The 19,873-nt window shown below is 38.9% G+C and carries 19 protein-coding genes; 14 read left to right on the plus strand and 5 right to left on the minus strand.

What is annotated here, in order from left to right; all coding sequences use genetic code 11:
• The first annotated feature begins 2 nt into the window (after nt 1-2).
• The 4 genes from IT6_RS08575 to IT6_RS08590 all read left to right on the plus strand — a co-directional run bounded on the left by IT6_RS08575 (nt 3) and on the right by IT6_RS08590 (nt 3,216).
• Nucleotides 3-530: an RNA polymerase sigma factor gene (locus IT6_RS08575; protein WP_206826079.1), complete on the plus strand. Its 528-nt coding sequence runs from the start codon at nt 3-5 to the stop codon at nt 528-530.
• A gap of 438 nt (nt 531-968) precedes the next feature.
• Nucleotides 969-1,685, plus strand: a complete 717-nt coding sequence (locus IT6_RS08580; RefSeq protein ID WP_242524184.1) for a nucleotide-binding protein — start codon at nt 969-971, stop codon at nt 1,683-1,685.
• Nucleotides 1,686-1,940: 255 nt separating this feature from the next.
• The gene (locus IT6_RS08585) at nt 1,941-2,612 is read left to right on the plus strand and encodes a TylF/MycF/NovP-related O-methyltransferase (RefSeq protein WP_206826082.1); all 672 of its coding nucleotides are present in this window, start codon (nt 1,941-1,943) and stop codon (nt 2,610-2,612) included.
• Between the two features lie 181 nt (nt 2,613-2,793).
• Nucleotides 2,794-3,216, plus strand: coding sequence for a hypothetical protein (locus tag IT6_RS08590; RefSeq protein ID WP_134439240.1), 423 nt, complete (start codon nt 2,794-2,796; stop codon nt 3,214-3,216).
• 49 nt (nt 3,217-3,265) lie between these two features.
• On the opposite strand, the gene IT6_RS08595 is transcribed toward IT6_RS08590, so the two are convergent.
• Entirely contained in the window at nt 3,266-4,261 is a 996-nt protein-coding gene (locus IT6_RS08595) for an aromatic ring-hydroxylating oxygenase subunit alpha (RefSeq protein ID WP_242524185.1), read from the minus strand.
• Nucleotides 4,262-4,478: 217 nt separating this feature from the next.
• Here IT6_RS08595 and IT6_RS08600 point away from each other — a divergent pair, with 217 nt between their 5' ends.
• Entirely contained in the window at nt 4,479-5,036 is a 558-nt protein-coding gene (locus IT6_RS08600) for a hypothetical protein (protein ID WP_206826084.1), read from the plus strand.
• On the opposite strand, the gene IT6_RS08605 is transcribed toward IT6_RS08600, so the two are convergent.
• From IT6_RS08605 to IT6_RS08615, 3 genes are all read right to left on the minus strand, one after another.
• Entirely contained in the window at nt 5,030-5,866 is an 837-nt protein-coding gene (locus tag IT6_RS08605) for a class I SAM-dependent methyltransferase (protein ID WP_242524186.1), read from the minus strand. The genes IT6_RS08600 and IT6_RS08605 overlap by 7 nt on opposite strands.
• Before the next feature lie 197 nt (nt 5,867-6,063).
• Nucleotides 6,064-7,296 (minus strand): efflux RND transporter periplasmic adaptor subunit, encoded by a 1,233-nt coding sequence (locus IT6_RS08610; protein ID WP_206826087.1) that lies wholly within the window; start codon nt 7,294-7,296, stop codon nt 6,064-6,066.
• 12 nt (nt 7,297-7,308) lie between these two features.
• On the minus strand, nt 7,309-10,539 hold the full coding sequence (locus tag IT6_RS08615; RefSeq protein ID WP_206826089.1) for an efflux RND transporter permease subunit: 3,231 nt from the start codon (nt 10,537-10,539) through the stop codon (nt 7,309-7,311).
• Nucleotides 10,540-10,610: 71 nt separating this feature from the next.
• Here IT6_RS08615 and IT6_RS08620 point away from each other — a divergent pair, with 71 nt between their 5' ends.
• From IT6_RS08620 to IT6_RS08640, 5 genes are all read left to right on the plus strand, one after another.
• Nucleotides 10,611-11,153: a Slp family lipoprotein gene (locus IT6_RS08620; RefSeq protein WP_206826090.1), complete on the plus strand. Its 543-nt coding sequence runs from the start codon at nt 10,611-10,613 to the stop codon at nt 11,151-11,153.
• Nucleotides 11,154-11,261: 108 nt separating this feature from the next.
• On the plus strand, nt 11,262-12,611 hold the full coding sequence (locus IT6_RS08625) for a mechanosensitive ion channel family protein (protein WP_206826092.1): 1,350 nt from the start codon (nt 11,262-11,264) through the stop codon (nt 12,609-12,611).
• A 41-nt stretch (nt 12,612-12,652) separates the two neighbouring features.
• Nucleotides 12,653-13,444: a class I SAM-dependent methyltransferase gene (locus tag IT6_RS08630; RefSeq protein WP_242524187.1), complete on the plus strand. Its 792-nt coding sequence runs from the start codon at nt 12,653-12,655 to the stop codon at nt 13,442-13,444.
• 2 nt (nt 13,445-13,446) lie between these two features.
• Entirely contained in the window at nt 13,447-14,184 is a 738-nt protein-coding gene (locus tag IT6_RS08635; protein ID WP_134439248.1) for a class I SAM-dependent methyltransferase, read from the plus strand.
• A gap of 15 nt (nt 14,185-14,199) precedes the next feature.
• Nucleotides 14,200-15,372 carry a glycosyltransferase family 4 protein gene (locus tag IT6_RS08640; protein WP_206826093.1) on the plus strand — a complete coding sequence of 391 codons (1,173 nt, stop codon included), beginning with the start codon at nt 14,200-14,202 and terminating at the stop codon, nt 15,370-15,372.
• Here the strand turns inward: IT6_RS08640 and IT6_RS08645 are convergent.
• A complete protein-coding gene (locus tag IT6_RS08645) occupies nt 15,369-16,169 on the minus strand; it encodes an HAD family hydrolase (RefSeq protein WP_134439250.1) in 801 nt (266 codons plus the stop codon). The two genes, IT6_RS08640 and IT6_RS08645, sit on opposite strands and share 4 nt — an antisense overlap.
• A 398-nt stretch (nt 16,170-16,567) precedes the next feature.
• Between IT6_RS08645 and IT6_RS08650 the strand changes: the two genes are divergently transcribed.
• The 4 genes from IT6_RS08650 to trpE all read left to right on the plus strand — a co-directional run bounded on the left by IT6_RS08650 (nt 16,568) and on the right by trpE (nt 19,848).
• A complete protein-coding gene (locus tag IT6_RS08650) occupies nt 16,568-17,209 on the plus strand; it encodes a MotA/TolQ/ExbB proton channel family protein (protein ID WP_206826094.1) in 642 nt (213 codons plus the stop codon).
• Nucleotides 17,210-17,244: 35 nt separating this feature from the next.
• Nucleotides 17,245-17,688, plus strand: a complete 444-nt coding sequence (locus IT6_RS08655; protein WP_242524188.1) for an ExbD/TolR family protein — start codon at nt 17,245-17,247, stop codon at nt 17,686-17,688.
• Nucleotides 17,678-18,265, plus strand: coding sequence for an energy transducer TonB (locus IT6_RS08660; RefSeq protein WP_134439253.1), 588 nt, complete (start codon nt 17,678-17,680; stop codon nt 18,263-18,265). The genes IT6_RS08655 and IT6_RS08660 overlap by 11 nt, the downstream gene beginning before the upstream one ends.
• A gap of 98 nt (nt 18,266-18,363) precedes the next feature.
• The gene (gene trpE, locus IT6_RS08665) at nt 18,364-19,848 is read left to right on the plus strand and encodes an anthranilate synthase component I (protein ID WP_134439254.1); all 1,485 of its coding nucleotides are present in this window, start codon (nt 18,364-18,366) and stop codon (nt 19,846-19,848) included.
• Nucleotides 19,849-19,873 lie beyond the last annotated feature (25 nt).

Here is a 19,873-nt window from a genome sequence, read left to right on the forward strand (position 1 = left end):
TTATGAATAGAGAAGAATTTGAAAAGGTTTTTGAAGAACATTACAAGGATGCATACCGGTTTGCTTTGTCTCTTTGTAGAGATGTCGATCAAGCATGTGATTTAGTCCAGCAGGCTTTTATTCTTCTTTATACACATAAGGAAGCATTAAAGAATGGTTTGAAAGTGAAGAACTGGCTTTTTACCACTTTGTATCGGTTGTTTCTTCGTTTGAGAAAGAAAGAAGAACGCTATCAAAACATGGGTATCGAAGAGATGGAAAATTTTCTTATAGAAGAAAATAAAGGAGATCTAAGAGTTGACTGCCAGTATGTTGTGGACTGCCTGCTTCAACTTGAGGAGCCTTACCGAATCGCCTTGTTACTCTATTACATGGATGAACTGACTTATCTAGATATTGCCCAGATTCTAAAAGTGCCTATTGGAACTGTTATGTCTAGGATATTTCGTGGAAAGAAGCTTTTACGAGATTTAGTTCTTGCAAAAAGATCTAATAAAAAGAAAAATAGAAGATTAAAAGCAAAAGTCTAAACAAGGAAGTTCCAAATTGAAGAGGGTTATTCATAAAGCTTGGAATAAACAAAGAAATAATAAAATTTCTGCAATGGATAACTCATTGAGCTTTAAGACTCTAAGAAAGCCTGTTTTAAAAGAAGAAAAAGAGGACCCTCTGAATAAGATTATTAAGAAATCCATTCAACAGATTATCCCACCCGTATGCCTAAAAGAAAATGTCATTGAAGCTATAAAAGCATTTGAAGACTACACATACCGCTAGATTGATCCCTTTTGGTTTTAAATCTTCCTTGTAAAGAAAAAACAAAGCAAAAATTGTTACAATTGTTAAAAAATTGTTACAATTGTTAAATATTTTTGCTGTCTATTGACCGTTCCTATTTATTTTTGTAAACTATGCCCGCTCAGCAATTCTAAAATTTTTTCTCTTTCATGCTTAAAAGTTACCTTTTAATGTCCATTGGGTCTAAAGGAGGAACAGGGAAAACTACAGCTATGCTTCTTTTGGCTGATTGGCTGTTGTTGAAGGGCAAAAGTGTCCAGGTTATTGAAGCTGATCTGGAAAATTCAGGGAAAGCAGGGGGTATAAGCCACTGGTTTAGAGAGAGTCTTAAACTTGACATACGCAGTGCAAGAGAATGTGACATGGTTTTAGAAACGGCAGCAGAAAATGAGTTTACTCTTGTCGATCTTCCAGCTAATAGTGGAGTTGAAATCAAGGGGTGGTGGAAAGAGCTAATTACTCCTGAAGTGCTTACAGAAATGAAAGTAGAAGTAGTGGCCGTGGGTTCGATCACTCCTTATCCTGGGTCTACTGGAGGAATATTCGATTGGGCGACCGTTCTTCAGGATCATTGTAAATATCTCATTGCAAAAAATATGATGCATTCAAAAATTGCGCATTTCAGTGATTATTACGACTCTAAATCTGGGCAACAATTTAGAAAAAGTTATTTACCCTATGAAATTAAAATTTCTTCACTTTTGCAAGAGGCGATGCAACAATTGGTTAAAACTGGTTTAAGACCATCCCTTGCATTGGATGATAAATCTATTCCTCTTCTTCTGAGGCAACGGATAAGAAACTGGAGTCAAGCCGTTTTTGATCAACTTGATGCGTTGGATCTATTTTCCCCACTCCATAAAAAGGGAGATTTATCGGAAATTTAAGTTTAGATCAGAGTAAAAAGAAACAACGGCAACATGCAAGATTCAGCTGAGTTAAAATGCAGAAAAGAAAGCGATATGGCTTCTCGACTTGAAGAGTTGCGGGGTCACTACCTCAAGCTGATTAAAAAAACGCTGACGCGCCGGCTATGGCGTACCCATCTCAGCCCGGTTTTTCAGTCAAACTCCTTCTCAGCCAGGTTGGCTCGTTGGATCACAGACCGGATTCTCTCGCTACCACCCTTCGCAAATTGAGGCATGGTCCTTCTGAGACAACTCCCCGAGTCAGCTACCGAAGAGGGATCTTTTTGGCCAATCGATGGTCATACCATGGTAGGCTGGAAACGGCTTGAGAACGTGCAGGCTTGTGTCGAGACGATTTTAGCCGAAGGGATCGAAGGCGATCTGCTCGAGGCGGGGGTCTGGCGTGGTGGAGTTGCGATCTTCATGAAAGCGTTACTCTACGCCTATGGGGAAGACATGCGGCGGGTTATTGTCGCTGATTCCTTTGCTGGTTTTCCCAATCCAAGACTGGAAGATCGAGAAGACCGTCATTGGACTGTTAAGAATAGTGCAGCGGAAGCCTTTATGTCTGTTTCGGAGGAGGAGGTTCGGGACAACTTTTCCCGTTACGGGCTCCTCGATGACAAGGTGGTTTTCCTCAAGGGTTTTTTCCATGAAACCCTTCCGAATGCCCCGATTGAGAAGCTTGCGCTCCTTCGAGCTGATGCTGATATGTATCGCTCAACTATGGACATTCTAGAGTCCTTGTATGACAAGCTTTCTCCTGGTGGATTTTGCATTATTGACGATTATGCAATGAGTTCCTGTAAGGCTGCTGTTGATGAATTCCGCAAGCGGAGGAAAATTTCAGAACCTCTAATGGTGATTGACTGGACTGGTCGTTACTGGCGAAAGGGGCAAACTTAGCGACTACTCCACGAGAAATCAAGGAAATATGTGATAACTTTCTCTAGTAGTGAAAGTTACCCTCGTGACACTAAAATGGATATTCCATAAAAAGTCGATTACTGGAGTTCGATAGCTTAGGTTTGCAAAGTTTAAAATCTCTAATATTTTTTAAATCAAGTAAGAAAAGAAGGGGAGGGATATGAAATCGATACTTGGTTTTAGTCTTGCTTTTACGATGTTTTTATTGCCTATGACCCTTCTAGGCAAAGATACTCATTGTGGTTGTACGGAAAGAAAAATAGTCATTGTGAATAATGGAAAAGTTTTGAGCCCAACCGATCCTGAAGCTCTAAAGATATTAGAAAGGGTTAATCAAGAGATAGTTTCTTTGGAGGAATGGGAAAATGATCTTTGGGAAAGACTATCTCAGCTTGAATCTCTTTTTTTGGAAAAACAAAGAGAGCTATTTAAAATCCAGCAAGAGTTATTGAAAAATCTTAAAAAATCTACAGAACCTTTTTGGGAAGAACAAAAACCCAACCGAAAAACTTTGCCCCAACCCAAGAATAATCCGATTCCTTTTCCCCAAGGACAACCCATTTTAGTTTCTAGCGGTCGGTAATGGTTCGAATATTTTCTTTGTTTTAAGAAGTTCCTATTTCAGAGTTTTCCTATAAAGGGGGTATCTTTTCTTCTTCCATCCATTTATGATACTCAATTAAAGGAAGATCACTGGGACGCAAATACATTGACAAGCTTGAAGACATTGGAGGGAGTAACCATGGTCTTTGGCTTTCTATAACGCGTCTATCTTCCTCCATGATCTGAATCTGGATTTTTTCATAAATAGGATCACGCTCGGACAGCTTATCAAAATTTCGTGCAATTCTCCAAAATACCCTGCTTTCATGATAGCTTAATGGAGAAATAAGTTGAAGAAGAACCCATGCTTCTCCCTTGTCATTGGTTTTTCGTAAATGAATCCAATTGATTCCAGCAGCTATTGTATAATGAACCGTATTGGTATCTTCCTTTTTTGCAGTTTCTGCCCTACTAAATCCGGATGAAGGAGCCGTTGTTCTTTGGCAGATGGTAAAAGTAGAGAGGATAAATCCATTTTCCTTAGTGACTCGATGAGAGGGGGCTTCAACAATGTCAGGATGACCTATAGTCGAAGGATGGACCCATGCGAAATGGGTATCATCGAGCTGACCTAAAACAATTCTCTGAGGACTTGCTCGCCAATGGCTTTCTTTCCATTTTCCTTCGTCAAGTTGATGGAAATCGTTATTTTCAAACTCTTCGAAACGAGGAATAGGATACTTGGGGTTAGATACAAGGCTTACCCAAATCATACCCATGGATTCCTGGGTTAAATAAGAACGGATGCGAGCGTCTAAAGGAATTGGAAGGGAGCGTCGAGAAGGGATCTCTATACAGCGTCCCTCCTCGTTATAAAGCCAACCATGGTAAGGACATCTCAAGAAACTCTTTTTTTCAATTTTACCTCCGGAAAGAGCAGCACCTAGATGACGACAGAGATCATCAAAGCAGCTTACTTTCCCATTAAGACGTGCGAGTACAAGACGCCTGCCCAATAGCTGAATTCCAAGAGGTTTGTCTAATAAAAATGAAGAAGGACAAACCGGATGCCAAAATGTAGACATTGAGGAATAGTAGGCCTTAACAAGCGAAAAATTTTCTTCTAGAAAAAAAGTTTCATTTACCATAGTGAAAAATATTCTACTTTAGTAGCGATTCCAATAATGAGGGGGAGAAAAGAGTTTCTTACAGGTTTTATTTTCTTTCGAGGAACTTTTTCTTTATCTCAAGGTTATAGCAGCTAGAATACTTCATTTTTATTTGATCAAAAAAGGGTTATGTATGAAGAGTTGTTTGTGGAAAAGAAAAATATTATTGTGTGCTTTCTTGATTTTGTTTTCTCTTTCTTTAACCCATGCCTCAACTGAATATATTGCATATAAGCATCCAAAGATGAGGGTCGGGAATGGAGGTAAGGTAGTGAGGATAAAAAGGGTTGATGTATGGCTGAAAGGTAGTCCTGCCATGCGTTATTGGATCGATGGGGTTCTTATGGATGAACGGACTACAGAGAACTGGGCTAAGGTTGATAAAGAAAAAAAAGAGGCCATAAAGAAAGCTGTCGATAAAGCCCGAGATAAGCATGCCAATGGAGTCGTTCGACTCTACTCGAAAGTATTAAGGGAGAAAAGAACTGAGACCTATTATGACTCTCTGGGTATGGGTTATGGATATGGGATGTTGGGATATCCTTTTGGATTTGGAGATCCGTTTTGGGGACCAATGATGTATCCTGGTTTTGGGATGGGTTACGGAGGACCTGTTCAAAGTTCCACCCAACTCATCACTGTTTTTCATATTAGGTCAAAATTTGATATTATCCATTACAATACCTATTGATATTTCGTAGTGTTTTTTAGAAGTTTTTGGAAAAACCGAATGGGTTTGGTTATTTTCCAACTGAAGGAATTTTTTATCTTTTCGATTTCTTCTTCTTTTTCAGCCAATTGTTGAAGGAGTTTTTCCTCTACGAAATCGGGATTCGTTTCATTAGACCAAAAATTTCCTTTTTGATCCGGAAAGGATACAGCACCCTCCGAATCTTTTACCCCAGGGATAACTTGAGCTACTTTTCCGGCAACAATCGGTTTGCCAATAGAAGTTTCTTCTTCGGCTGATTTAGTTATCATACAAATGGAATTGACAAATTCTATTTTATAAATTTGACAAAGGGATTCATTTTCAATCCGAATGCCATAAACTTTTTCGAACCCCCTTATCAAATCATCCCTTTTCATAGCTACACCCCAATAGGGATGATGAATAATATCCACAAGTTTTTTGAGAAATCCGACTGTGGTATAAGGGTAGTAAAGACCTCCTTCGAACTCTTTCCAATAACTACAATGGAGATCTTCTACAATATAAATTCCATTATTTTCGAGATAAGGGAAATAGAGGGCAAAGTTTTTAATGACATCAGACGACTTGTGGGAACCATCGTCGATAATGAGGTTAAAGGTGGATGATTCTGAAATAATCTGTTTTTTTGTATCTTCTTGGCTTGCATCACCAATGATTACACGGATTCTGGGATCTGAAAAAATCAACTCTTTGCAACGAGAATTAATATCACAACCCACGATTTTTGCCGCTTTTTTAAAATATTGAGACCAAATCTCAAGAGATCCTCCATTTTGAACGCCTATTTCGAGTAAATTAATAGGCATATTCTTAAACTTAAGAAAAACGGAATCATAAAATTTGAGATATGAAATCCACTTATGAGCTATCTTTCCTTCGTGTTCTAAGTAAAGTTGGGTCAGTGTCTTGTGCATTCCAGGGAAAAAATTATAGCTTAAACTAAAAAAACCTTTTATGTATCGAAAGTGATTATAAAGGGATTGTGAAAAGAAGAAAGCTTATTTTACTGTGAGCCTACAACGATCACTTTAGAACCTTCGACTTTTGCTTCATCAGGTGGATTGAGAACTACCCTATCCTGTGGAGTAACCCCTTTTAATATTTCCACTTTATAACCATCGTTATTTCCCACTTCGACTTCTTTAAGATGGCAAATATTATTTTGATCTACCGTCGAAACATAGGGTTTAGCTTCTTTAAAAAACAATGTATTGACGGGTATTGTCCATGGAGCAATGCTTGGAACTTTGATCGATACGATAACATAGAGTCCAGGCAGGAGTTTCATATCGGAATTTTCCACGTCGACCTCCGTCAGTAGAGTCCTTGAAGCCGATTCAAGCCCATAAGATGTCCGCACTACTTTACCCGAGTAGATTTTTCCAGGTTGCTCGGGTACAATGACTTCAGCCGCCATGCCTTCATTGATCGAAAAAGAATAGGTCTGAGGGACAGCGATGTAAATCCTTAAAATGTCAATCTGAGCAATGCGATAGAGTTGTTTGTGGGCTCCTTGAACCGCTTCATTTTGTCCAGCAACAAGGGTTCCAATATCAATGTTTCTTGCTGTAATGACCCCATCGAAGGGTGCGGTGACCTTTTCGAAACTTTGCCACTGCAACAGTTTATCCAACTCAGCTACAGCTGCTTCATAACCCGTTCTTTGAACGTCATATTCCTGAGCTGAAACAGCTCGGGTAGAGGCAAGGTTTTTCCATCTTTCATAACTTATCCTTGCGATCTCTACTTTAGCTCGAGCATGTTCAACTTCCTTATCTACTTCTGGTGCATCAATTTCACAAAGAAGTTGTCCCGCTTTGACCTTGTCACCAATATCCACGTACCATTTTTTAATATAACCGTTTACCCTAGCCCAGATTGGGGTTTCATAGAAGCCTTGAGTTGTCCCAGGCAAGGCTAAAGAAGTAAACTCTTTTGTTTTTTCTGGATGGATTACCTTGACATAAACATTTTGGGATTCCTTCAGGGTGGCTTGAAGCTCAAACCAGTTTAAGATTCTTTGAAATAAAGACAAAATGAGAAGTAAAAAAAATAGTGTCCCTAAAATAAACAATGGTTTTTTTTCTTTTAAAGACTTTAAGGCACCAATGCTTTTCCCTTTAAAAAAGTGAATCACAGATTGGAAGAAAAAGAGAATTCCTTTTTTTTTTACAAAACGAGGATTATCCTCCTTTTCTTCTTTTTTCTCTATGTCTTTTTTAATTCTTTTAGTCATCGATTCACATTTTTATAATTTTCTCTGTCGAATAGTGGTAAACATTGCGGGGACGAAAAATAAAGTCCCAACTGTCCCTAAGAGTAATCCACCAATGACAGCTCGACCCAAAGGTGCGTATTGTTCACCTCCTTCAGTTAAACCTAATGACATAGGAAGCATGCCTATAATCATAGCCGAAGCCGTCATGATAATGGGTCTAAATCGGATGAGTCCAGACTCTATCGAAGCCTCAAGAGGATTTAGACCTTCTTTGACTCTCTGATTAGCAAAAGTGATGAGAAGTATACTATTTGATGTAATAACTCCTACAGACATGAGCATACCCATGAGTGAAGGAACATTAAAAGTGGTATGACTTAAAAGCAACATCCATAAGACACCGCATCCTCCAATAGGCAGCCCAGTAAGAATAATGAAAGGTTCTCTCCATGACTGGAAATTAACCACCATCAAAAGATAAACGAGTATTATGGCAAAAATAATTCCAAATCCTAGCTGCTGAAAAGCGCTGTTCATGCTTGTCAGTTGTCCAGTTAAGTTGATTCGATAGAGAGGAGGAAGTTTTTTCCTAATGGGCTCGAGTTTTTTTTCTATAGCGGAAGCGACTGACCCTAAATCTGTATCCTGGATATTACAAAGGATATCGAAAACAGGTTTCATAGTTGAATGGCTGACCATAGCTGGTTCTTTTGTATGAGTCAACTTGGCGACATTAGCTAAGAGCTCGGAATTTAAGACGTTGCCAAGAAGGGTTTGCGTTGATTCGACTGGAGGAGAAGTTCCCACCAAAAAAGGGGTAGTGATGGAGGTTAAAGGAAAATTCAATAAATCGTTGACAGAGTTAATCTTAATTTGTGGGCTGAAAGCAAGCAATGGATAATTAATTGTCGTTTTGGGATCTGGCCAGTAAGTAGGCTTGACCATATAACTTGTTGAAAGTTGATTTAACACATTATTAGCGATATGAATTTGAAAAAGACCCATCTCAACAGCTTTGACTTTATCCACTTCAAGATGAAGGGTGGGATAATCTATCCGTTGATGGATATGAGCGTCTACAATTCCAGGGATCCCCTTGATTTTGGAAAGAGATTCCGTAGCAAATTGCCAGGCAATCTTATCGTCAGTACCAATCACTTGAATGTCGATAGGTGCAGGAGTACCGAAGTTAAGAACTTGATTAACCATGTCTGCGGGTTGAAAAAAGAAAGTACAATCAGGAAATTCTTTTCTTAAAGTTGTTCTGATTTTTTTCATGTAGAATTCAGTAGGGCGGTGTTTTTCCTTTAAATTGATCATGATTTCCCCATCGAAAGAGGCTTGGTTCATGGAATCGGACATGGCAAGAGTGGCCATAAAATAGATGGGTAAGCCCATGTTATCCACAATGGTTTCGAGTTCAGTAGGGGGGATTATTTTTTTTATGGTCGCTTCGATTCGGGAAAAGTACTCCTCCGTTTTTTCAAGACGGGTTCCCGTAGGAGTGTACACATGCAAGCGCATGATTCCCGCATCGACTGTTGGGAAGAAATCCCTTCCAATAAAGGGAAGGATTAATAGGCTTCCTAAGATGAACAAAAGCACCCCACTATAAAATTTCTTTCTGTTGTTTAAAACAACCCTCAAGGTGTTAACATAGGAATGACGAAATCTTTCAAAGTTTCGATAAAAGGAACTCTGGAAGGGATAAAAAAAGGAGAAAAGCTTATCGATCCAGCTTTCTTTATGTTCTTGAGATTCCAATAAAAGAACCATTGTGGGGACAAGAGACCGTGATAATACATAAGAAAAAAGCAGAGCAAGAACAACGGCAAGAGCCATGGGTATAAAAAGGTATTTCGGTGGACCTTCTAGAAATATGACAGAAGTAAAGACTATAGAAATCGATAGTGTGGCAACGAGTGCTGGAAGAGCTATCTGTTGAGAGCCATCCATTATTGATTGCAAATTGGGTTTCCCTAACTCCTTATTTCTATGAATATTTTCGATAGCTACTGTTGCATCATCAACAAGTATGCCTACTGCTAGAGCAAGACCCCCAAGCGTCATCAAATTCAAGGTGTGGCCCAAGAGTTTAAGCAGAAATAAAGCGGTTAATATGCAAAGGGGAATTGAAGTGAGAACGATAAAAGTGCTTCTTGGGCTTCTTAGAAACAAAAGGATCATTAGTCCTGTAAGAAAGGCAGCTGTGCCAGCCTCAGAGACTACCCCTTTTATGGCTGCACGAACAAATACGGATTGATCGAAGAGTTCTTGAATTTTTTTGTCTGGGTTTGCTTTACGTATTTCGGGCAGGAGCGCTTTAATTTGATCAACAATTTGAATGGTCGAAGCTCCCATTGTTTTGAGTGTGGTCATGAGAATACCACGAACTCCATTTAATCTGACAACATTGACTTGAGGAACCCCTCCATCGTGCACTGTGCCAACATCCCGAAAATAAATTACCCGATCGTTGATATTTTTTCGCACATAAGCGAAGCTAGGATCATATACCCTTTTTATCGGAAAATCATTAATTTCAAAAAGGTTCTTTGGCACATTGTTCAAGGTTACAAAATAATCCCGATCCCCAATTTTTATATCCCCTGAAGGATAATTGAGCACTTGCCCATCAAGTGCATTCAATGCATCTTGGGCTGAAACTCCCCTAGCAAGGAGTTGATTGGGATCCAAATCTACGGTCATCCACCTAACTATTCCCCCCCATGGGGGAGGAAACATTGTCCCTTTAACCGACAATAGATCGCGGCGCAGTTGCCAGATGGTATAATCATAAAGAGCAGGTTCAGAAAGAGAAAAACTGGAAACAGCAATTTGTAAAACAGGAACAGATGAGGCATTAAACTTAAATATAAGAGGTGGGGTTGTCCCAGGAGGCATTCTTTTTATGATAGGTTGAAGAACGGCTGTGATTTCTGCAACTGCCATGGAAATATCTACGTAAGGTTGAAAATAAACTTTACTGACTGAAAAACCGAAATAAACATTTGAGTCTATCCGTTTTACACCATCGACAAAATTTGCAATCTGATAATCGCTAAATGTGGTTATGTAATTGGTCATATCAGTTGGAACTAGTCCCAGATATTGCCAAGTCACTACAACAACGGGAATATCAATTTCAGGAAATATATCGGTAGGGGTCGTTTTAATGCTAAAGAAACCGAGGAAAAAAATCAGAATGACCAATACGCCGATAGTATAAGTTTTTTTTAAGGCTAATTTGACCAACCACATAACTTTTGTCGGGAAAGCGGATTTTTAGTTTAAAAAAAAATAATTTATTAATTAAAATTATGTAAAAGAAAATGTTTAATGGTCAAATTAGTTTGATTCTATTATTTAATATTTTTGTTCTTTTTGAACTGACAAGTTGTGCTCCTTTTACGAACGTTAGAATGGAGAGTGTAAAAAAGCAGCCCACTTTTTTAGAACTCCTGGCAAAGCCGCAGAAATACAAAGGCCAGGAGGTTTGGCTTGGAGGAACGGTTGCGGCTTTGAATAAAAAAGGACAAAAAACCCTTATGGAAGTTATTGAACTTCCCTTAGATGATAATGGAAGGCCTCAGATCGATTATCCGTCAGGTGGAAAATTTATAGCCGAAGTATCACAGCAGATTGATCCCGATTTATTTACAATTGGGACACCTCTGACAATGATTGGAAATGTGATGGGAAAAGCTCCAGGACTACTTCCTGAAGGAGGGATTTTGTTACCCCTCATCCGGGTTAAAAGAATTATGCCATGGAAAGAAAAAATGTCTTATGGGAAAAATTCTTCGAATTGGTTTGATCAGCCTGAAGGAAATCTCCATGCATGGGGATGGGGTCCAGGATTGTACTGGTGGTAAATAAACATCTATTGTCGATCATTATTAGAAAAGATATAATAAAAGGGTTATTCCAAAATCTGTGGGTCATTGTAATTGCTCCTTTAAAATTTTAAAGAGGAGGATCTGATGCTTGGTTTTAATTACTCCCTTTTATATCCAGTTGCTCGGTTTGGTCTTATACTCTTGGCTTTTGCTCTTTTGTATTTTTTAAGTAGGCCTTTTAGTCGTTGGATAGAAAAAAAACTGAAAATAGAAGATGTAAGCAAGCCCCTAAACCTTTTAAAAGTGCTCTTTAGCAGCTTTTGGGTGCCCTTTTGGATAGCTTTTCTCTTTTCCCTTTCTATTATAGGAGCCATATTTTTAACTCTATTTGTAGAAGAAAAGTTTTCTCTAACCCTTTCTTTTATAGAGCTTTTCTGGGGGTTATCCATTGTCTGGTATGTTGCTTTTTTTGTTTTTTTATTCCGCCTTTCTAAGGCTAATTTAGCATTTGTCAAAAACAAGTTTGGGAACGATCAGCAGTTTTGGAACATCATCATTGGTCGACTTGCTCGAGTAATCTATGTGGTTATTCCTGTCATTGGTGTTGCCGGAGCGATAGAAATTTATCCTTTTCATTCTGAAATACGTAGAGTGCTTAATAAAATTCTTGAAATTTTGCTTATCGTTCTTTTGTCTTATGTCTTTTTCGAATTGGTGTCGGTTTCTGGAGAATTTATCATCTATAGATGGCGGAAAGCGGAAAACGATTTTACCCGAAGAAAGGTATATACTCAGGTTAAAGTTATCGAAAGAATACTCTATTTTTTTATCATTCTTTTTGCCGTCTCTTCGATATTAATGTTGTTTCCTGAAGTAAAACATATCGGGGCCAGTATGCTTGCTTCAGCTGGGGTTTTGGGCATCATTGTGGGTTTTGCTGCCCAGCATATATTTTCAAATATATTTGCTGGGATTCAACTGGCGATCACTCAGCCTATTAGGCTTGGCGATGTTGTGGTTGTCCAGGGATATTGGGGAACCATTGAAGAGATCACTTTGACCTATGTTGTGGTGCATATATGGGATCACCGCCGGTTGGTTTTACCTATTAGCTATTTTACTTCTAATCTTTTTGAAAATTGGACAAGGCATTCTTCTGAGCTTTTGGGAACAGTGCATATTTATGTCGATTATTCTATTCCTGTTGATTTTTTACGAGCCCATCTTAAGCAAATTCTTTCCGATTGTCCTCTTTGGGATAAGAAAGTAGCCGTGATTCAGGTTACCCATGCGACGGATAAGGCAATGGAGCTTCGGTGTCTTGTGAGTGCGGAAAACTCATCAAAACTTTGGGATCTTCGCTGTTTTGTCCGAGAAAAAATAATCGATTACCTTAGGCAAAACTATCCTCAAAGTTTACCCAAATACAGACTTGATTTTGTTAACGAAAAGGGCTTTAAGGAAAGCTCTTTATCTGCTTTATCTAAAGATTAAAAGCTTGAAATAAAAGCTTCAAGTTGTTTTTAAAGCTTTGCGTGAAAAATGCAGAAGAAAAGAATTGCAAAAAGAGGGAACAAGAGTTGATAGCTAACCAAGCTATTCCTAAGCCAAGGGCAAGGGAGGAAATTCATCGAGTAGTCACATTGCTCATAGAAAAATTAAACTTACCCCTAGGTTCAAAGGTTCTCGATGTTCCTATGGGGCCAGGCTCATTGAGTGTTTTTCTGCATCGCAATGGATATAAAGTTTATGGAGCGGACATCGATTTGAATCAATCTGCAACAATCGATCCTGCTATTGTTCGCAAGAGAGCCGATTTAAATCAATCTATTCCTTTTGAAGACGATTTTTTTGAGTTGGTTGTTTCTCTGGAAGGCATTGAGCATCTTGAAAATCCCTTTCAGTTTATCAGGGAAATTGCCAGGGTCCTGCGTAAGGGAGGCTATTTCATTCTTTCTACTCCAAATATTTGTAACCTTGAAGAGAGACTTAATTTTCTTTTCCGAGGTTGTTTTTATCGGTTTATTCCTCCAGAGGAGTTTAAAAAAAATGGAACCGGTTTTGATCATCAGAATCTGATGACTTGGGTCGAAATGAAACAAATTCTCCAATGGAATGGACTGGAACCTCTTTTTCTGGAAAAGGACAAGATCAAGTGGAGACAGATTTTTTTTCTTTGGCCCATCGCCCTTCTTGTCTGGCTATATGGCAAGTTTCAACCACTTTCCAGAAGAAAAAAATATTGCATGGATGACAACGAGTCTTTTCCCGTTATTTTTGGTGGAAGCAGTTTGATTATCGTTTCGAGAAAGGCCACCGAGGATTGAACATGAGTACATATGCCATTTACCATGCTGTCATCGAGAAAATTAAAAAAAAGGAACCTTTGACAGCTCAAACAAGGCTTTTAGATATTGGCAGTGGCAAAGGAGAGCTTATTCGGCAAGTAAGGGAAAAATGGAATCTGTTGACTTTTGCCTGTGATTATACGGACAAACTGATGGAGATTAGCGATCAGAAAGTAGAGGTAGTTGATCTTAATACAGGATCTTTACCTTATGCCGATAATTCTTTTGATATTGTCACCTGTACAGAAGTCATTGAGCACCTTGAAAATTACCGGGGTCTTTTTCGGGAAATCTATAGGGTATTAAAACCCCAAGGGTTGGTTATTTTATCCACTCCAAATCTACTGAACATCAAGTCTAGGCTCCGTTTTTTTTCTTTTGGGTTTTGGAATCTCTTTGGTCCCCTTCCTTTTGACCGGGTTCAGAGAGAAGACACCGATGGGCATATAAGCCCCATCCATTTTTTCTATATGGTTCATGGATTACACGAAGTGGGATTTTCTCACATAGAAATTTCTACCGATAAGTATCAACGATCTTCGATTTTGGCCCTCAGTTTGTTTTATCTGCCGATCAAATTTTTGGCTGCTCTCTCTTTTTTTAAGGAGAAGTCAAAGTACCAAACCATTCAAAAAGAGAATCTTCCTTACGTTAAACTCATCAATTCTCTTGATCTGATGCTTGGACGGACTGTTATTGCTACGGGTCTAAAACTATAGCCCTTGGACAAGAATATGGAACCCTTGCAGCTGGCGGTAGTCTCTATGGAATACGGGTTTGAAGGGGGAGCTGAAAAGTTTGTTTGGGAGATAACCGAAAGGATTAGTCATATTCCTTGGATAAGGGTTCATCTTTTAGCATCCCGGTGGAAAGAAGTCGGCCCTCAAATTGTTTGTCATAAAGTTCCCCTTGTGAGATTAAATCGGTATACGACTCGACTTTCTTTTTGCTGGAACGCTTACAACCTGATTCAGAAAGCCAATTTTGATCTTGTGCATAGCCATGATCTCGTCATGAATAGTGACGTTATTACCTTTGGTGTGCCTCATCTGTTTTGGGTAAAGGAAATACAAAAAAAAAGAACTTTATCTCTCTATAATCGGTTGATGTGTTTTCTTGAAAAAAAAACCCTTTATTCTCGAAATCTTTCTTGGATTTTGCCCAATTCAACACGTGCTCAAAAAGCTTTTGAACGGTATTATCCAGATCTTATCTCTAAAGTTAAGGTTCTAAATCCTGGTGTAGCCCCAGAGAGATTTATGGGTATGGATGATAAAGAGAAATGCAGAAAAAAAATATTAGATCAATTTGGATGGAATGATAGTGATCTTATCGGGATTTTTGTGGGTAATAATTGGAGGCTCAAAGGATTACTTCAAATTTGTCATGGGATTGCTGAGGCAAAAAGATGGGGAATGACGGTTAATCTTCTTGTCTTGGGGAGGGGAAATCCTGACGAGATAAGGTTATTTTTAAAGTCAAAAGGCATAGAAAATCAGGTTGGATTCATTGGTTTAATTTCTGAAGGGATTGAACAATTTTATAAGGCTGCAGATTTTCTTATCCTTCTTTCTCAATTTGAAAGCTTTGGCATGGTTGTTCTGGAAGCGATGGCCTCGGCTTTACCAGTGATCTTGTCAGCTGATGTGGGAGCATGGGATGTTGCGAAAGAAGGAGAGAATGCGCTAAAAATAGAAAATCCAGATGACCCAAAGGCTTTGGCAGCCGCATACAATCAGCTTGCACAGCCTGGGTTCAGAAGGCAACTCAGCTATAATGCGCTTGAAACTGCAAAAAAAAATGATTGGCAAAAAGCATTGAATGAAACTTTAAAGGTCTATTTTGCGGTTTTAGAAAAAAAGAACATTTTGCAGAAAGTTAAGGGAAAGGGAGATTGGCTAGATTAAATGGAGAACCGAGAAAAAGCAGAGAATTGTTCTTCAAGGTTTAAAAGGGCTTCAATAATCCCAAGAGAAGCCTCTTTGTTTGCTATGTAGCCTCCTTGAATGGCCACTTTTTCTTTTACTTCTTCTATGGCATTTGCTGGGCAAGCAAGGTAAGAAGCAATCTCTAGGTCGAGCATGGGAAGATCATTAAAGTGATCGCCGCATACCATGGAGTTTTGAGGGTTAATGTCTAAAAGGGACTGAATCTGTTTGAGAGCAGAACCTTTGTGGAAATTTTTGTGGGCAAACCGGAAATATACAAAATTCCGGTGGTAGGTAAGGGAAGGATAGTTTCGAAGTTTCTGATCAATATAAAAAGCAATCTGATCAGCTTCTTCTGAGCTTGAAGCTTCGATCTCTACGGGTGAGCAGGATGAACCATGGATTTTGGCTCCTGTATATTTGTTTAAATAACAGCTAAGCTCATCGAAAAAAAATCCCATTGAATCAAATAAAACAGCCTGCAGTGTCCTACAAGAAGAGTTCCATTCCTCTAGAGGATAAATATCGAAGTCATTAACCTTGTACACTTCTTTTTCATACAGTACAACCCAATCTGGACAAAAGGGGATTCGAAGCCTTTGCAATTCTCCAAGAAGACTCTCCCAGCTTCTTCCCGTATTAATGACCCATATGAAATTGTTCTTGATTTTTTTCTTGAGCAACAGATCGTAAAATTCATCTGCAATCTTTCTTTCCTTATCGACAGAAAGAAGAGTACCATCAAAATCGGTGCAAAAGAGAAACGGGGATAGCAATTTTAGAATCAGTTGTTGTTAAGGGTCTAATCTATAATATTTATTTGATTTTCTTTGCCAAATAAAAAAAGGAGATTGGTCATTCTTGAGAAAAGAACATAGGAATAAAGAGCTATCATCCTTGATCATCAAAAATGCGATAAATCTACTTTTTGATTATATTTTTTAAAAAAAACATTGATCTTCTATAATTAGTTAGAATACAAGCACTTCTTAAATTCAAAATTGTCACAATATCTCCATAAAGTTGTCATAATAAATTCACAAAAAGTTAAATGATTTTATGGTATTTTTCTTTAAACTGCATAACACGATTATCAAAACAAAGTCTACATTCTTTAGTTGAGAAGGGATGGGATTTTTCGATGATTTTAACAGAATAGGAAAGAGGTTTTTATATGATTGAGTTTTTTTTCAAGGGTGGACCAGTGATGTGGCCTATTTTAATCCTTGGTTTGGTCACACTGGCTGCTTTGTTAGAAAAAGCTATTTTTTTAATTTCTGAACAGAGTATACGTAACCCCAAGCTGGTTCAAAAAATTTTGGAGTTGGCTGAAAAGGGGATGTATGAGGAAGCGATAGCTGTTGGAGAAAAATCAAAGTATAATGTAGCTCAAGTGATTGTTGAAGGTCTTAGACATCGAAATAGTATGCCTGTGGATGCCATGATAGAGGCAGCCAGTGCCCAGATAGAAAAATATTCTCGCGGCTTGGTTGTTTTAGATACGGCGGTGACCCTTGGACCTCTTCTAGGCTTATTAGGAACAGTAACCGGAATGATGCATGCCTTTAGTATCGTGGGTACAGGAGAGATTGCTGGAAAACAAGCCGCAATCACGGGAGGGGTAGCCGAATCATTAATCGCGGTAAGTTTTGGTTTAGCCATAGCGATCTTAGCCATAATTCCTTTGAATTTTTTCAATGCCCGAGCAGAAAAAGTCAGAAGGGAGTTAGAAGGTTATTGTACGAGGCTTGAGTTGATATTGAAAAAGGCACCGAAGAAAAGCAGCAACAGGATGGATGTAGAAATGACTCATTAAAGAGCAATCAATTGGGGGAGTTTTGATTTATGAGAATGCGTATCCAGACAGAAAAACATCGACCTCGGTTAGAGATCATTCCGTTTATCGACGTCATGTTTTTTCTTTTGGCAACCTTTATGATCGTCTCTTTGACGATGTTAAAAAACGAGTCTATCCAAATAAAATTGCCTAAAAGTACCACTGCTGTAAGTCAAACTCCTCCCGATCAGATCACCGTAAAGGTACTGGAGGATGGAAATTATCTTTTTGATAAAGAAAAAGTTCTTTCTGAAGCTCTAACTGCAAAACTAAACCAAATAAAATCATCTAACGCCGATCCCAAGATTTTTGTAACAGGTGAACCTAACGCCTGTTTCGAATTAGTTGTAAAAATTATCGATGAGGCTCGCAAAATTGGAATAAACAAAATTGCTATTCAGACAACCAAGCCTCAACAACCACAAACTCAAAAAAGCGGGTTAGCCAATGGAACGTAACGATTATATTGGATATTTCATTTCAATTCTGATTCATGCTACTCTTCTTTTTGTTGTAGGGTACTTCTTTATTCAAAAAGTTGAATATGGGATTAGTGTGGGAGAGAGTAGTGTCGATGTTGACCTTATCAATACTCCTGAGGTTCCTGTCCCTCCTGAACCGGTTCCTCCTCCGCCTGTTCATGAGGAAATGGCTCTTCCTCAGGAAGCCCCAAAACCTATAGTCCAGCCACCACCAAAACCCAAGGCTATAAAACCCAAAGGGTTGCCTTCTACTACACCTCGACCTGCTGCTGGAAAGATGACCATGCCAGGATATTTAAGAAACCCAGCCCCAGTTTACCCTGCGGCAGCTAAAGCAGCTGGACATCAAGGATTGGTAATTTTACGAGTTCATGTTTCTTCGAATGGATACCCCACATCGGTCACGATTGGGAAATCCTCAGGTTATCCTGAATTAGATCAGGCTGCTGAAACTACGGTCAGAAAATATTGGAGGTTCAAACCCCCGACCATGTTAGGTATGCCTATAGATGTGGATGTTGACGTCCCCATCCGGTTTAAGATTAATTCCTAGTGTCGGCATAGTTTTTAAATCTTACGCTTTATTCAAGGCACTGAAAGTTGTATTTTTAGTGTTGTTTTCTTTTTCTTTTCTAGGAAAGTATCCTTTATATGGATTTTCCCAACCTGAAGGATTTTCTTTTCTTTTCATCCCAGGCTAACGTCATACCTGTGGTCAGGGAGATCATTGCTGATCTGGATACTCCTGTATCAGCCTATCTAAAGATTTCTCTTTCTTCACCTTATTCATTTCTTTTGGAATCAGCGGATCGAGGAAAGTTTGGAAGATATTCCTATCTAGGTGCGGATCCTTATTTCTTAATTAGCGCCTATGGTCGAAAGATCACCCTAAAATATCGTAATGGGAAAAAAGAGGAGTATTGGACGGATTCCCATCCGCTGGATGAATTAAAGAAAAAGATGGAGAATTATCGTACGATGCCTTTAGCACAACTTCCTGATTTTTCTGGGGGATGTGTTGGATATCTGGGATACGAAATGGTCCATTTTTTTGAGCCTTCTGTCCCCAGAGCGAGTAGAGATGATCTCAACGTTCCAGATCTCTGTTTTCTTTTGGCTGATACATTAATTATTTTTGATCATCAAGAAAGAAAAATGTTCTTGGTGGCTAATGCCATTATTGAAGATAACCCTTTTGAAGCCTACAAAGAAGCTAAACGCAAATTAGATGATCTTCAACGAGCTCTTTCTCAACCTTTTTATCATCCCCTTTTTTTAAATCAGCACAAAAGCGTAGATATCAGTCCGCAAGTCAATATGACCAAGGAAGAATACATAGTGATGACTGAAAAAATGCAGGAATATATTAGGGCGGGTGATATTTTCCAGGTTGTTCCTTCTCAAAGATGGCAAGTCCGTTGTGAAAAAAATCCTATCGATGTTTATAGAGCCCTGAGATTAATCAATCCTTCTCCTTATATGTTCTGTTTGAAATTAGGAGATTTTTCTTTGGTAGGTTCTTCCCCAGAGGTGCATGTGAGGTATGATAAGGGCAGAGTTTATGTCAGGCCTATTGCAGGAACAAGGCCTAGGGATCAATCCTCTCCGGAGGAAGAGGAAAAGATTATTGAGGAGTTAAAGAATGATCCTAAGGAAAAAGCCGAGCATATTATGCTTGTAGACCTGGCTAGAAATGACATTGGAAGGGTATGTTCTTTTAACACAGTCACGGTAAAGGAATTGATGGTCATAGAAAAATACAGTCATGTTATCCATTTGGTTTCTTCTGTTGAAGGGATTGTACGTGAGGGGATAACTCCATTCGATGTCCTTGAGGCTACTTTTCCTGCAGGAACCGTAACGGGTGCACCTAAAGTAAGGGCGATGCAGATTATCGCTCAACTTGAGCCCACTTGTAGAGGTCCCTATGCGGGAGTTGTGGGTTGTTTGAGTTTTTCGGGCTATTTGGATAGTTGCATAGCGATTAGAACTATTCTTATCAAAGAAGGGATTGCTTATCTTCAAGCCGGAGGGGGATTGGTAGCGGATAGTACTCCTCTGGGAGAATATCTTGAATCATCGAATAAAGCAAAAGCGGGTTTGAAAGCTCTTGCTATGGTAGAATCTTTCTTATAAGATAATCTTTTGGAAGCCTTATTCT

The sequence above is a fragment of the Methylacidiphilum caldifontis genome, assembly GCF_017310505.1.
Lineage (GTDB): Bacteria > Verrucomicrobiota > Verrucomicrobiia > Methylacidiphilales > Methylacidiphilaceae > Methylacidiphilum > Methylacidiphilum caldifontis.

Bases quoted from the DNA above. Each gene is read 5' to 3' on its own strand.
- trpE (WP_134439254.1), top strand. From the start codon at position 18,364: ATGGATTTTCCCAACCTGAAGGATTTTCTTTTCTTTTCATCCCAGGCT.
- IT6_RS08625 (WP_206826092.1), top strand. From the start codon at position 11,262: ATGCTTGGTTTTAATTACTCCCTTTTATATCCAGTTGCTCGGTTTGGT.
- IT6_RS08605 (WP_242524186.1), bottom strand. From the start codon at position 5,866: ATGCCTATTAATTTACTCGAAATAGGCGTTCAAAATGGAGGATCTCTT.
- IT6_RS08655 (WP_242524188.1), top strand. From the start codon at position 17,245: ATGCGTATCCAGACAGAAAAACATCGACCTCGGTTAGAGATCATTCCG.
- IT6_RS08635 (WP_134439248.1), top strand. From the start codon at position 13,447: ATGAGTACATATGCCATTTACCATGCTGTCATCGAGAAAATTAAAAAA.
- IT6_RS08610 (WP_206826087.1), bottom strand. From the start codon at position 7,296: ATGACTAAAAGAATTAAAAAAGACATAGAGAAAAAAGAAGAAAAGGAG.
- IT6_RS08580 (WP_242524184.1), top strand. From the start codon at position 969: ATGTCCATTGGGTCTAAAGGAGGAACAGGGAAAACTACAGCTATGCTT.
- IT6_RS08615 (WP_206826089.1), bottom strand. From the start codon at position 10,539: ATGTGGTTGGTCAAATTAGCCTTAAAAAAAACTTATACTATCGGCGTA.
- IT6_RS08620 (WP_206826090.1), top strand. From the start codon at position 10,611: ATGTTTAATGGTCAAATTAGTTTGATTCTATTATTTAATATTTTTGTT.
- IT6_RS08640 (WP_206826093.1), top strand. From the start codon at position 14,200: ATGGAACCCTTGCAGCTGGCGGTAGTCTCTATGGAATACGGGTTTGAA.
- IT6_RS08575 (WP_206826079.1), top strand. From the start codon at position 3: ATGAATAGAGAAGAATTTGAAAAGGTTTTTGAAGAACATTACAAGGAT.
- IT6_RS08590 (WP_134439240.1), top strand. From the start codon at position 2,794: ATGAAATCGATACTTGGTTTTAGTCTTGCTTTTACGATGTTTTTATTG.
- IT6_RS08600 (WP_206826084.1), top strand. From the start codon at position 4,479: ATGAAGAGTTGTTTGTGGAAAAGAAAAATATTATTGTGTGCTTTCTTG.
- IT6_RS08650 (WP_206826094.1), top strand. From the start codon at position 16,568: ATGATTGAGTTTTTTTTCAAGGGTGGACCAGTGATGTGGCCTATTTTA.
- IT6_RS08595 (WP_242524185.1), bottom strand. From the start codon at position 4,261: ATGTCTACATTTTGGCATCCGGTTTGTCCTTCTTCATTTTTATTAGAC.
- IT6_RS08660 (WP_134439253.1), top strand. From the start codon at position 17,678: ATGGAACGTAACGATTATATTGGATATTTCATTTCAATTCTGATTCAT.
- IT6_RS08585 (WP_206826082.1), top strand. From the start codon at position 1,941: ATGGTCCTTCTGAGACAACTCCCCGAGTCAGCTACCGAAGAGGGATCT.